Origin of the sequence: Rhizobium sp. WYJ-E13 (assembly GCF_018987265.1) — a bacterium.
Lineage (GTDB): Bacteria > Pseudomonadota > Alphaproteobacteria > Rhizobiales > Rhizobiaceae > Rhizobium.
This window is the reverse complement of record NZ_CP076854.1, coordinates 719,567-732,808: the sequence shown is the minus strand read 5'-3', so window position 1 is coordinate 732,808 and position 13,242 is coordinate 719,567. Positions and strand designations below refer to the sequence as shown.

The window sequence follows — 13,242 nt, the reverse complement described above, 5'->3', positions numbered from 1 at the left end:
TCCTTTTCATCGAAGCCTCCGGGGACGCAATAAGTCTGCGTCCCGTTTATCCTTGATGCCTTAGACGAGGTTCAACTCGACATTGATGTTGCCGCGCGTCGCCTTCGAATAGGGGCAAGTCTGATGGGCTTCCTCGACGAGAGCGCGGGCAACTTCCGGTTCCAGACCCGGCAGGCTGATGTTCAGGCGCGCCTGCAGGAAATAGGCGTCGCCGGTCATGCCGAGATCGACTTCAGCATCGACCGCGCTATCAGCGGGAAGCTTCAGCTTGCGCTTGCCGGCGGCCAGGCCCATCGCGCCGATGAAGCAGGCCGACCAGCCGGCTGCGAAGAGCTGTTCTGGATTGGTGCCGGCATGGGCGCTGCCTGGAGGCGAAAGCTTGATGTCGAGCTGTGCATCGCTGCTGCGGGCCGAACCGCCGCGGCCGCCGGTGGTATGAGTCTTGCCGGTGTAGAGAACCTTTTCAATCGTCGTCATTTGAGCACTCCTTCGTTTCCTGTCGCTGCTTGCGACATCTGGTGACGGAGTGGTTTTTGACGGCCTGACGTATCCCGTATGTTTCTCAAATCGGCCGAAATGTATCAAAGCGTAGCACCAGCCGATCCAGACATTTTCATATACAAATCAGTGAAAAGCTCAGTTGGCGCGGATGGTGATTTCGGCCGCCAGCCCGCCGCCTTCGCGGTTATAGAGGCGCACCGATCCGCCGATCGCTGCGGCCAGCTGCTGGGCGATGGCAAGGCCGAGCCCCGTGCCGCCGGTCTCCCGGTTGCGCGATTGCTCCAGCCGGAAGAAAGGCTGCATGGCAGCTTCCAGCATGGCATCCGGAATGCCCGGGCCACGATCCATCACGGTGATGGCGATAGCCCCCTCGTCTTTCCGCTCGACGCCGATTTCGGCGGCGCCGGCAAATTTCAGAGCATTATCGATGAAGTTCGTCAGAATGCGTCGAAGCGCATGGGGTTTTGTCGATGCGACACCCTGCACGAGGCCTATAACGGCGACGGCTTTGTCCATGTCCTGATAATCATAGGCGATGCTGTCGATGAAGGATGACAGGTCAATGCGCGAAAACTTCTCGCCATTGCCATGGGCGCTGCGGGCATAGGCGATCCCGTCCTGCACCAGCCGCTCGATCTCACCGAGATCACGCACCAGCTTGTCCTTCTCGGGAGAATCGTCGGCCATATCGGCGCGCAGGCGCATGCGGGTGATCGGCGTCTGCAGGTCGTGGGAAATTGCCGCCAGAATCTGCACGCGCTCTTCGAGATAATGTGCAATTCGCTCCCGCATGGTGTTGAAGGCGCGCGCCGCATGCGCAACTTCGCTCGGGCCGCGCTCGCTGAGCGGCGGCCCTTTCTTGTTGGGATCGAGCGCATCGGCCGCGGCAGCAAGCGCGCCAAGCGGACGGATCGCCTGACGGACGGCAAACCATGTGCAAAGCACGAGCAGCACCATCTGGATGGCGAGCACATAGGGCAGCCATGCCGCAATCGGCATGGGAGGTCGGGGCGTAATGTCGATTGTCAGGGGGCTTCCGTCGCTCAGCGTCAGATGCGCCTGCAACCGGCTGATATCGCCGGGAATGGTTTCCATTCGAATCGGATAGGTGCCGCCGATCGCCTCCTCGATCCTGCCGCCGATTTCCCTGCCCTTGCTGGAATTGTCTGGCACGCCGGGAAGACCTGGTCCGAGCACGAAGCGATAATTGCCACGGCTCAAGCGGTCGAGCAGGCCGGCCCGCTGGTCTGCCGGCAGGCGGTCGAGAACAGCGATCGAGGTCGCGACGTCACTTTCCAGCGTACCAAGCATGACGGCCTTGGCGGACATGGATCGCTCGACGAAGAGTACGGTGAACGACAGGCCATAGGCAATCGCCAGACCCAACAGGAGGATAAGGAAAAGCCGAGCCTTGAGTGTGTTCGGCCAAAATCTGGAGCGAATAACAGCTCCGACACTCATGACCTGGCCTCTTCAATCTCCACAGGAACGGAAAAGACGTAACCTTCGCTGCGCACCGTCTTGATATAGGTCGGCTCGCGGGCATCATCCCCCAGCCGCTGACGCACGCGGCTGACCAAAAGGTCTATCGAGCGGTCGAAGAGTTCCGCATCACGGCCCTGCGTCAGGTTCAGAAGCTGGTCGCGGTTGAGCACCCGCTGCGGATGGTCGATGAAGACACGCAGCAGGCGGTATTCCGCACCACTGAGGGCAATTTCGGTTCCCTCCTTGTCGAGGAGGTGCCTGCCGACCGTATCGAGGCGCCAGTCGCCGAAGCGCAGCCACTGCCCGGCCTCGGATATCTGCAGGTTCGGCGGCAGGGCACGGGTGCGGCGCAAGACGGCCTTGATGCGCGCCAGAAGTTCGCGGGCGGCAAACGGTTTCGGCAGATAGTCGTCGGCGCCCATTTCGAGCCCGATAATACGGTCCATCTCGTCGCTGCGGGCCGTCAGCATCAGGATCGGTGTCGCCTTGTGTTTTCCGGCGCGCAGCTCACGGCAAAGTACCAGCCCATCATCGCCGGGCATCATGACATCGAGCACGATGAGGTCGACCGTATTGGCCTCGAGAAAACTGCGCATCTGGCGGCCATCGGCAGCAACGCTCGTGCGGAGACCGTTCTTCGTCAGGTAGCTCGAAACCAGCTCTCGGATTTCACGATCGTCATCGACGATCAGGATATGGTCGACATGCTCCATCTCTAGACTTCGGATCCTCTATCGGTCGGTGCAAAGCAGGCCCGCTGCTCCCGGGGACAGACTCGCTGTCCCCCTTTTTGACTCTGAATTGGTTGCCGCGAAACAGGAATTCCGTTCGCGGCGGCGACAGTAGCTTTCATTCAGAAGCGATCAACATCGAGGATGGCCTGGGCGAAGGCTTGCGGTGCCTCCTGCGGCAGGTTGTGCCCAATGCCGCCGGTGATGGTGCGGTGTTCGTATTTTCCGGTGAACCTCTTGGCATAGGCCGATGGCTCCGGATGCGGGGCGCCATTGGCATCGCCTTCCATGGTGATGGTCGGCACTGTAATGATCGGGAAGGCGGCAAGCTTCTTTTCCAGCGCGTCGTACTTCTTTTCGCCCTTGGCAAGGTCAAGCCGCCAGCGGTAGTTGTGGATGGTAATGGCCACGTGGTCGGGGTTTTCAAAAGCCTTGGCCGAGCGGTCGAAGGTCGCGTCGTCGAAATTCCATTGCGGCGAGGCGAGCTTCCAGATCAGCTTGGCGAAATCGTGCCGGTTGGCCTCATAGCCGGCGCGGCCGCGCTCGGTGGCGAAATAGAACTGATACCACCAGGACAGCTCGGCCTGCGGCGGAAGGGGCTTCCTGTTGGCTTCCTGGCTACCGATCAGATAGCCGCTGACGGAGACCAGGCCCTTGCAGCGTTCCGGCCAGACAGCAGCCATGATGTCTGCGGTGCGACCGCCCCAATCGTAGCCACCGATCACGGCGCGCTCGATATCAAGAGCATCCATGAAGTCGATCATATCGGTCGCGATGGCGGCCTGCTGGCCGTTACGAGGGGTCTTCGCAGAGAGAAACTCGGTCGTGCCATAGCCGCGAAGATACGGGATGATGACGCGATATCCGGCATCTGCAAGGATAGGTGCGACATCGACAAAGCTGTAGATGTCGTAGGGCCAGCCATGCAGCAGAAGCACAACCGGGCCGTCTGCCGGACCGGCTTCGGCATAGCCAACGTTGAGCACGCCAGCCTTGACCTGCTTCAGCGCCTGAAACGAAGTGTATGTCCCAGCCTTAACCGTCGGCGCGGTAGCTTGCATCGATTGGGCGCTGGCGGCGCCGGTCAGGCCGAATTCGGCCGCTGCCATCGTCATGGCAGCCACACCGAGAAAATGACGACGCTGAAGATTGATTTCGTTGGACATTGGCTCTCTCCGTTTTCAAGTTGATGACAGGAAAAAACAGCCGGCATGTATCCCGGATGTTTCGGGCATCCGGCTCTATTGCATGCGGATGTAGCATCCGGCCTACTGGATACGTTCTGATACAATTCTCCGCTGTCTCATTCGGACTTCCGGTGCATGAGGAAGTCACGAAGCACGACGGCATTGTTGTGCTCATCATCTTGAGCGGCATAGAGCAGCGTAACAGGACCCTTCTTCGCGAAATCTGCCACGAGCTTCACTTCCTCTTCCTTGTGCCGAAGCTCCTCCGTGTAGCGCCTGTGGAACTCCTCCCAACGATCCGGCTCATGATTGAACCAGTGACGCAGTTCCGTGCTCGGCGCGACATCTTTCACCCAGGCGTCGAGAGCGGCGCGCTCCTTGCTGAGGCCGCGCGGCCAGATCCGATCGACCAGCAGGCGGGCGCCATCCGTGCCTGCCTTGGCCGCATAGACACGTTTGAGCTTGATGGCTTCCACTTTGATCATCTCCACATCCTTCGTGCCTGAACGACGATCTCGGCCGGGATGATTCCGGCCAGATAGAGCAACAATGGAGGAAGGATAGCGCAGCCACGATCGTGGCGCTTCCTACACTTCGGTACAGTTCGCCGCAAAACCGGACACATCCGGGATACATCGCCTCGACCAGATTGGCCCCGTTGCTGGTCGAGCCGCATCGCCGTCCAGAGCCCGTAACCCGGTTTCAAAGGAAACGATGATGACGCTACTTATCATTGCCTATCTCGGAGGGGCGCTGACCATATTCAGCCCATGCATCCTCCCCATCCTTCCCTTCGTCTTTGCTCGCGCCGGACAGCCTTTCGTACGCAGCACGCTACCGATGCTAATCGGCATGGCCGCCACCTTCGCGCTTGTGGCAACACTTGCTGCCGTCGGCGGAAGCTGGGCGATCAGCGCCAATGAATATGGCCGCCTTGCCGCACTGGCCCTGCTTGCCGTCTTCGGCGTCAGCCTGCTTTCGCCACGCATCGCTGCTTTCATCACTCAGCCGGTCGTCGATTTCGGCAACCGCCTGCTGAATGCGTCCGGCAAGACCGGTTCTGCCCCGACAGCGGCAAGCGCGCTCATTCTGGGCATCGCGACCGGTCTGCTCTGGGCACCCTGCGCCGGGCCTATCCTGGGTCTGGTCCTGACAGGGGCAGCTCTCCAGGGCGCCAATCTCGAGACGACTTTCCTGCTGATTGCCTATGCCGCAGGTGCCGCCACCTCGCTCGCGGCGGCCCTTTCCGTCGGCGGAAAGATTTTTGCCGGCATGAAGAAGTCGCTTGGCGTCAGCGAGCGGATTCGCCAAGGGCTGGGAGCCGCCGTGCTTGCAGGCGTCGTCGTCATCGCACTCGGTCTCGACACCGGTCTACTGTCGCAGCTTTCCTATGCCAGCACGGCGTCCTTCGAGCAGGCCGTGCTCGACAAACTCAACGTGAAGCCGACCGACAGCGTGCCGTCCGAGGTTGCAAGCAATGACAAGATGATCGGCCTCGCCGATACCAAGACGCATTTCCACAGCGACCTTCCAGTCGAAGGCTCTGCTCCGCCGCTCGATGGCGCCGTCGAATGGCTGAATTCGCAGCCACTGACCATGGAACAGCTCCGCGGCAAGGTCGTGCTCGTCGATTTCTGGACCTATTCCTGCATCAACTGCATCCGCACCATCCCCTACGTCCGTGCCTGGGCTGAAAAGTACAAGGACCAGGGCCTGGTGGTGATCGGCGTGCATGCCCCGGAATTTGCCTTCGAGAAGAAGATCGACAATGTCAAAAAGGCCATTGGCGACTTCAAGATCGGCTACCCGGTCGCAATCGACAACGACTACAAGATCTGGCGTGCCTTCGATAACAGCTACTGGCCGGCTCACTACCTGATAGACGCCAAGGGCCAGATCCGCGAACATCACTTCGGCGAAGGCAACTACCGCAAGACCGAACAGGCAATCCAGGATCTGCTACGCGAGGCCGGCAGTGAAATGGCCGAAGGCGCGCCGGTGACACCGGATGCAAAGGGCGCCGAGGCAAGCCCGGACCTGAAGCATATCGGCTCGGGCGAAACTTACATCGGCTACAAGCAAGCGACCGGCTTTGCCTCCAACGAGAGCATGCGCGCCGATGCGGCCAACGACTATTCGGTCAAGCAGCAGGGTCTCAACCAGTGGGGTCTCGCGGGCCAATGGACCGTCGGTGCCGAAGAGGCGACCCTCGAACAGCCGGGTGGCAGCATTGCCTACCGCTTCAGTGCCCGCGACCTGCACCTCGTCCTCGGTCCAGATGCTAACGGCAAGCCCGTTCGCTTCCAGGTGACGATCGACGGCAAGGCGCCTGGTGCCGATCACGGAAGCGATATCGATGCCGATGGAAACGGCACGGTGACTTCGACGAAGCTCTACCAACTGGTGCGCCAGTCCGGCGACATCGAAGCCCGCAACTTCGAGATCCGCTTCCTCGATCCTGGCGTCCAGGCCTATGCCTTTACGTTCGGCTGAACGCCACCATCGTCCAGGAGCCGATCACTTCGCTCGCCGATGACGTCGCCGCGACCAACTGCGTGCTCGATCTACAGGACGGCCCGACCCTGCTCGTCGGCCACAGCCATGGCGGCATGAATATCCATGAGACGAAGACGGCAAGTATCTCTATCTCGACCCAGCCACCTTATAACTTCGCCGCTGACCTGCCGAAAGACGAAGCGGCCTTCCTGGCAAAAGCGCAGGTTTTCGCGGACATCATAGAGAAGGCTGCCGAGGCAGAAGGCAAGCAATCAAGCCGAAAGCGGTAACTGGAGCCGGTGGATCACTCCGCCGGCTCATTCTCCGTGAACGTGTCCTTCATTGCCTTGATGATGACAACGGCCGATGCGGCGCCGGGATCAATATGGCCGAGCGATCGTTCGCCGAGGCGGGCGGCGCGGCCGCGGGTGGCGACCATGGAGCGTGTCGAGCGGGCGCCGGCATCGGCGGCGTCGACAATCTCCGCCCACATGGTCGAAACGCTCGCCTGCCGGTCGCGTGCGGCGGCTGCCGCTTCGGTTGCCGGGATCCAGGCATCCAGCATCGTCTTGTCGCCGCGCTGTCCCTTGCCGCGTTCCCTGATACCTGATGTCATCGCCTCGACGATCGCCGCCTGGCCGGCAACCGAGAGCGCTTCGTCCTGCTTCAGGACCTGCGCCGCCTTGCGAAAAGCCGTCGCATAGAGAGGTCCCGTCGACGCACCGACGGCATCGAGAAAGGCCGAGGCGGCAATTGAAAACACCTCTGAGGGCGGCATCTCATCGAGATCGCGCTTTGCCAGTTCGCCATTCACCGCCTGGAAACCGAGTGCCATTGTGATGCCGTGATCGGCATCGCCGATCGCGCCATCCAGATCGGAGAGATGGTCCTTCTCAGCCGAAATTGCGACCGAGATCCGGTGAAACATCCTGCTGAGGCGGCGGGCTGCGTTTGCCGACATGCGTATCCTCCCAATTCCATGCAGCCCAGCCCCTGGGATGCTGTCTTCTCTTTTTTCAGTCTACGACCCTGAGGAATGCCGTATCGCAAGGATGATGCAGCATATCCGTCAGTTCCTGATCGAGATGCAGGACCGATATGGATGCGCCGACCATGTCGAGCGATGTGCAATAATGCCCCACCCAATTCGCCTCGATCTTGATGCCCTTTGCACTCAGCCGCTGTTCCACGCGCCTGAAGAGAATGTAGAGCTCCATCAGAGGCGTGCCGCCGAAGGAATTGACCAGCACGGCGACACGATCTCCCGAGACCGCTTTCATCTCCGAGAAAATCCTGTCCATGACGACATCGACGACGGCATCGGCGCTCATCATCCTCTCCCGCATCACGCCGGGCTCGCCATGGATACCCATACCGATCTCGATGTCATCAGGTCCGATCTCGAAATTATGGCGACGCGTCTGCGGCAGCGAACTGGGTTCAAGCGCGACACCCATGGTGAAGGTCCGTGCATTGGCCTTGCGGGTTACGGCTTCGCAGGCATCGAGCGACAGGCCGCGGTCGCAGGCTGCACCGGCGATCTTGAAGATGAAGAAATTGCCGGCAACACCGCGGCGACCATCCCGGTCCTCCAAGGGCGAGGAAGAGATATCGTCGGTCGTCACGACCGTGCGGACCTCGATATTCTCCTCCGCGGCCATCTCGGCGGCCATCTCGAAGTTCATCACATCACCGGCGTAATTGCCATAGACGAAGAGTACCCCCGCTCCGCCCGATGCCGCCTTGGCGCATTGCAGGATCGGCCCCGGTGGCGGCGAGGAAAAGATGTTGCCGACCGCGACCGCATCGGCAAGCCCCTTGCCGACATAGCCGAGAAAGGCCGGCTCATGCCCCGTGCCACCCCCGACGACCAGACCGACCTTGCCGGCTCGCGGACCTGAACGGGCAACGAGCGCACGGTGGGAACTGTCGACCGGGCGAAGGTAGCTCGCATGTGCCTTGACGACGCCATCGAGCATTTCTTCCACGACATCGTCGGGGTTGTTCAGGAACTTCTTGATATGAGTGCGGAAGCCAGTCGGCGGTGTGGTGATCTCGCTGTCCACCTTCGGGCGTTGCGAGAGCTTCTGATCGACCTCCGTCACGCCATCGGCATTGAGAATGCCGCGGCCGGTCGCGGCATCGGTGATGAGCACATTGACATAGCCACCACGGAGTGCAGCAAGAATGGCCGGCACTTTGTCGAAACCGCCGGCAACGGCGATGCGCGTGTTGATTTTCTTCAACAGATCGAGCGATATGCCGACCGTGCGGTCGTCCAGCGGTCCCGCGACAGGGCGTCCGTGACCGTCGATAAAACGGCCCGCCACCACACCGGTCGCATCCTTGGCCAGATAGTCCTGCAGCGATACGGAATCGAAAAAGCCGCTTGTATGGATGGTGGAATTCGGCCGCATGGAGGCGATGCCGAAGATCACCTTGTTCGCCCGTGAAAGCGCCTCGAACTGCCCGTCGATCAGCGGCTCGCGCAGGAACACATCGCGGACCGCGGAGCTGGAGACGATGGCAGGTGCTGCAATATTGATGAGCTTGGCATCGACCGCATCGGCAAAAGCCGCGGCACAGAGTTCCGGCGTATAGGCGAAAGTCGCGCTCGTTCCGCCCGTCGCCTGCACGACGGTCATATCCTGAAGCCCCGGAATGGAAGCCTGCTCGCCGACCGCCATGATCGTACGCCCCCAGACAACCGCCAGCGTGTCGCCGGATTTGAGGATCTTCTGCAGGGCCTGGGCGCCTGCTGAGCCGAGCCGCTCGATCAATGGACGGGTATTGTCGTCGCTCGGCACGACAAGACAGTCGTGCAGGCCAAAATGCCGCTTCAGCTCCTGGGCGATGGTCAGTGAGCTTAACCGCGCGGGTTCGATGGAAATATTGACGATGCCGCGGGCACGCGCATCGGCGAGGTAGCTGTTCACCGTCGCGCGCGAAATGCCCATCGTTTCGGCGATATCGCCCTGAGTCATGCCGTCTTCATAGTAGAGCCAGCACGCCCATACATAGGGGTCGTCTCCGTAGCGCAACGGAATGGGCTCGGCCGCGATATCAGCCGTACCATTCCTTCGTGCCGATGATGTCTTAGCGGTCATCCTGCCTGGTTTCCCTCATCCAAATCGACGGCGAAGATGAGCGCAAAAGCTGCAGTTTTCAACGTGCCCTCGCCCGATTGTGCCCGGCCGCCGCAGCGGCCGGGGCGGTGATGCAAGGGAGGATCACGGGCTCTCACCAAAGCCCGGTCTGTCAGGCGGGCTGGAGCCTTGTCTCTACGCCATCAGCCAGCGACTTCAGGATCAATGCGCAAGAGGTTGCGCCCGCATCGAGCACGCCGAGCGACCGTTCGCCAAGGCGGCTGGCGCGACCGATCTTGGCGACGAGATCGCGCGTGCTGTCCCTTCCGGCTTCAGCGGCCGCAACGAGCCCCGTAAGCGCCTCGCCAAAGGATCTGCCGCTGCCGACCGCCGTATCGAATGCCGTGATTGCCGGCACGAGCGTATCGAGCAGCGTCTTGTCGCCGACCTTGGCCGAGCCGATCGCCTTGACACCGTCGAGGCCATTGCGCAGCATGGTGCTGAAGGTCGCGGCGTCGATCGCGTCAGACTTTTCAATGGTTTCGGCGAATTGGGTGAACATCACGCCATAGAGCGGCCCCATCGAACCGCCGATCTCTGTCATCAGGACCGTGCCAAGTGTGTCGAAGGCTTGCGCCAGCGACATGTCCGCCCCCTTGATGCGTTCGGCAGCCATGCCGAACCCCTTGGCCATGTTGACGCCGTGGTCACCGTCGCCGATCTTGCCGTCGATTTCGCTGAGATAGGCGCGGTTTTCGATGATCTTGTCCGCCAGCGAGAGAACGATATCGCCCGACCCGGCATTCTGAAATTGCTGCATTCCGCCTGCCTCCCTTCAGAGCATCGCCGGGCATTGGACGTCGATATCCAGAAGCCGTTTCAGCTCGTCGTCCAGTGCCATCACGGTCAGCGTTGCGCCGACCATTTCCAGCGATGTGAAATAATTGCCGATATAGACCTTGTGGATCTTCAGGCCGCGTCCAGTGATCTCGGATTCGATCGTATCATGAAGAATATAGAGCTCGTTGAGCGGCGTGGCGCCGAGACCGGAGACGATGACGGCGACCTCGGTTCCAGCCGCAAGCTGATGGTCGTCGAGAACGATCTTCGCCATCTCTTCGGCAACTTCCTTGGCCGATTTCAGCGGTTCGACACGCACGCCGGGCTCGCCGTGATGGCCGATGCCGACCTCCATCGTACCCGGTTCGATGGCGAAATTCGGATGGCCGACAGAGGGCAGCGTGCAGGGGCCGAGGCCGACACCGATCGATCGGCAATTGTCGATCGCCTTCTGTGCCGTCGCACGGACTTCCTCGAGGCTCGCGCCCTCGGCAGCCTTCGCCGCTCCGCACTTCCACATGAAGATTTCGCCGGCAACGCCGCGGCGTTTTTCGCGCTCCTCGGGGCCTGCCGAACATACATCGTCATTGGCAACGACCGTGGCGATCTCGATGCCTTCCTTCGCCGCAAGCTTGATCGCCATATTCACATTCATGTTGTCGCCGGCGTAATTGCCATAGAGGCAGACGACACCCTTGCCGCCATTGGCCGCGCGAGCTGCATCCAGGAAGCTTTTTGCGGTTGGCGAAGAGAAGAGTTCGCCGACAGCGACAGCATCCAGCATGTTGCGGCCCGTATAGCCGATGAAGGCGGGCTCATGACCCGAACCACCGCCGGTAATGACGCCGACCTTGCCGGAGACCGGCGCATGACGGGCGGCGATGACACGGGGATTGTCCGAAGACAGCCTGACGATATCGGCATGGGCCTTGACGAAGCCCTTCACGGTATCCTCGACGACCTCATCCGGATTGTTGATAAACCGCTGCATTATAACTCCTATCTACCGCGCATCAGATAATGGTGTAGCCACCGTCAACCAAAAGGTCCGCGCCATTGATCATATCGGCGCCGTTGGAGGCGAGGAACACCGCCGCCGCCGCAATCTCCTCCGGGAATGCGAAGCGTCCGGACGGGATGCGCTGTTTCAGCGCCTCACCGCGCGGGCCATCCCATGCCTTTCTGCCGAGATCGGTCAGGACGACAGTTGGAGAGATCGTGTTGACGTTGATGCCATGCTTTCCCCACTCGGCAGCAAGCGTCTTGGAAAGACCGATCACGCCAAACTTCGATGCGCAATAGGCAACGTGCTGATCGATGGCGACCGTGCCGGCCTGGGACGCCATGTTGATGATCTTGCCGCCCCGGCCCGCCTTGATCATGGCGCGGCCGGCAGCCTGGGACACCAGGAACGTGCCCTTCAGATTGATGGCGATGGTCTTGTCCCATGCATCGAGGCTGAGTTCTTCTGCAGGGGCGAGCATGACGACGCCGGCGCTGTTGACGGCGATATCGATGTGGCCGAACGCAGTCTCGACATCGGCAACGACTTTTTCGACGGAGTGCGGATTGGACACGTCACAGACGAAGGATTTCGCACCATTGCCGAGTTCTTCGGCCTTGGCCTGCGCCACCGATTCATTGATGTCGATGACGGCAACGACGGCGCCTTTGGCAACCATGGCGGATGCAATGGCGCTGCCGATACCGGATGCGCCGCCCGTGACCAGAGCGACCTTGCCGCTCAGCGAAAAGTTCAGGTCAACCTGTTTGGAGTCAGTCATGGCTCTGTTCTCGATCTGTCTGGGATATGGGGCGGGATCTTCATCCCGCCCCAGCGAGGATTATTTGCGCGTGGAGAGCAGCTTGTCGACGTTTTCAGCCGTCACCGGGGTCCACGGAACATTATAGGTCTTATCCTTGCCGTCGTTCCACGGCATGTCCTTATAAGTGGTCCAGATATCGGATTCGGGCTTGTAGTTGCCTTTCTTGGCGTTGAAGATCGCCAGATCCAAAGCACCCTGCGCCTGGGCGCGGGCATCCTGAAGGATCGAGGTCATCTCGCCGGCCTTGGCCGCACGCAGCGCATCGGTGACGCCGTCGATGCCGGCAATGGCAAAGCTCTTGACGTCGAGGCCGGCGGCCTTGATCGCCTCGATTGCGCCGAGCGCCATTTCATCGTTCTGGCCGATAATGCCGTTGATCTGGTTCGGGTGCGACGTCAGCCAGTTTTCCATCAGCGTCTGGGCTTCGGCACGTGACCAGTTTGCAGTCTGGTCTTCGAGAACCTTCACATCTGGGCACTCGGCAAGCGCCTTCTTGTTGCCTTGCAGGCGCTGGATCTGCGCAGACTGGCCGACTGGGCCTTCGATGATGACGACATTGCCCTTGCAACCGATCTTGTCCAGAACGCTCTTGGCTTCGAGATAGCCCGACACCGTATCGTCGGAACCGACGTAGGAGGTCAGCTGGTCGGAATTAACGCGGGTGTTGGAGCCGATGACCGGAATGCCGGCATCGACCGCAGACTGAACGGCAGATGCACCTGCATCGACGTCGATCGGTGCAAAGATGATGGCGTTGTACTTCTGCGTGATCATCGTCTTGAACTGATCCTGCTGGACCAATGCGTCATAGCGGCCATCGAAAACCGTCAGTTCGACTTCACCGCTCTTGACGGCCGGGTGATCCTGCAGTGCTGCGGTCCAGATCTGCATGAACTCCGCGTTCAGGCCGTAAGGTGCTGCACCGATCTTGATCTTTTCCTGGGCTGCGGCAGACGTCGCCAGCAGCGCCGTTGCCGAAGCAAGCACAATCAGAAGCTTTTTCATTTTCAGTTTCCTCCACTTTGGGTTTAGGCTGCCGGCATGGCTTGCCTATCGGACGGGGCGAACGAAGCGCCTGCCCCGAATTTCT

General features: G+C 60.7%; 12 protein-coding genes and 1 pseudogene. 2 read left to right on the top strand and 11 right to left on the bottom strand.

The window, feature by feature from the left end; genetic code table 11:
- Positions 1-60: 60 nt before the first annotated feature.
- The 5 genes from KQ933_RS24905 to KQ933_RS24885 all read right to left on the bottom strand — a co-directional run bounded on the left by KQ933_RS24905 (position 61) and on the right by KQ933_RS24885 (position 4,389).
- Positions 61-477, bottom strand: a complete 417-nt coding sequence (locus KQ933_RS24905) for an organic hydroperoxide resistance protein (protein WP_216760489.1) — start codon at positions 475-477, stop codon at positions 61-63.
- A gap of 159 nt (positions 478-636) precedes the next feature.
- Positions 637-1,962, bottom strand: a complete 1,326-nt coding sequence (locus KQ933_RS24900) for an ATP-binding protein (protein WP_216760488.1) — start codon at positions 1,960-1,962, stop codon at positions 637-639.
- On the bottom strand, positions 1,959-2,699 hold the full coding sequence (locus tag KQ933_RS24895) for a response regulator (protein ID WP_216760487.1): 741 nt from the start codon (positions 2,697-2,699) through the stop codon (positions 1,959-1,961). Before KQ933_RS24895 ends, KQ933_RS24900 begins: the two co-directional genes overlap by 4 nt.
- A gap of 140 nt (positions 2,700-2,839) precedes the next feature.
- Complete coding sequence (locus KQ933_RS24890; protein ID WP_216760486.1) at positions 2,840-3,883, bottom strand: alpha/beta fold hydrolase; 1,044 nt, start codon at positions 3,881-3,883, stop codon at positions 2,840-2,842.
- 137 nt (positions 3,884-4,020) lie between these two features.
- Positions 4,021-4,389, bottom strand: coding sequence for a DUF488 domain-containing protein (locus tag KQ933_RS24885; RefSeq protein WP_216760485.1), 369 nt, complete (start codon positions 4,387-4,389; stop codon positions 4,021-4,023).
- Positions 4,390-4,621: 232 nt separating this feature from the next.
- On the opposite strand from KQ933_RS24885, the gene KQ933_RS24880 reads away from it, so the two are divergent.
- Both KQ933_RS24880 and KQ933_RS24875 read left to right on the top strand, forming a co-directional pair.
- A complete protein-coding gene (locus KQ933_RS24880) occupies positions 4,622-6,397 on the top strand; it encodes a cytochrome c biogenesis protein DipZ (RefSeq protein WP_216760484.1) in 1,776 nt (591 codons plus the stop codon).
- Positions 6,397-6,633 (top strand): annotated as a pseudogene (locus KQ933_RS24875) (alpha/beta hydrolase); the annotation flags it as partial. The gene KQ933_RS24880 and the pseudogene KQ933_RS24875, both read left to right, overlap by 1 nt.
- A gap of 71 nt (positions 6,634-6,704) precedes the next feature.
- Here the strand turns inward: KQ933_RS24875 and dhaL (KQ933_RS24870) are convergent.
- The 6 genes from dhaL (KQ933_RS24870) to KQ933_RS24845 all read right to left on the bottom strand — a co-directional run bounded on the left by dhaL (KQ933_RS24870) (position 6,705) and on the right by KQ933_RS24845 (position 13,157).
- Entirely contained in the window at positions 6,705-7,361 is a 657-nt protein-coding gene (gene dhaL, locus KQ933_RS24870) for a dihydroxyacetone kinase subunit DhaL (protein WP_216760483.1), read from the bottom strand.
- 55 nt (positions 7,362-7,416) lie between these two features.
- Positions 7,417-9,507 carry a bifunctional sugar-binding transcriptional regulator/dihydroxyacetone kinase subunit DhaK gene (locus KQ933_RS24865; RefSeq protein WP_216760482.1) on the bottom strand — a complete coding sequence of 697 codons (2,091 nt, stop codon included), beginning with the start codon at positions 9,505-9,507 and terminating at the stop codon, positions 7,417-7,419.
- A gap of 151 nt (positions 9,508-9,658) precedes the next feature.
- Entirely contained in the window at positions 9,659-10,306 is a 648-nt protein-coding gene (gene dhaL, locus KQ933_RS24860; RefSeq protein ID WP_216760481.1) for a dihydroxyacetone kinase subunit DhaL, read from the bottom strand.
- Positions 10,307-10,321: 15 nt separating this feature from the next.
- Positions 10,322-11,317 (bottom strand): dihydroxyacetone kinase subunit DhaK, encoded by a 996-nt coding sequence (locus KQ933_RS24855; protein WP_216760480.1) that lies wholly within the window; start codon positions 11,315-11,317, stop codon positions 10,322-10,324.
- 22 nt (positions 11,318-11,339) lie between these two features.
- Positions 11,340-12,110, bottom strand: coding sequence for an SDR family oxidoreductase (locus KQ933_RS24850; RefSeq protein WP_216760479.1), 771 nt, complete (start codon positions 12,108-12,110; stop codon positions 11,340-11,342).
- A 60-nt stretch (positions 12,111-12,170) separates the two neighbouring features.
- A complete protein-coding gene (locus KQ933_RS24845; protein ID WP_216760478.1) occupies positions 12,171-13,157 on the bottom strand; it encodes a substrate-binding domain-containing protein in 987 nt (328 codons plus the stop codon).
- Positions 13,158-13,242 lie beyond the last annotated feature (85 nt).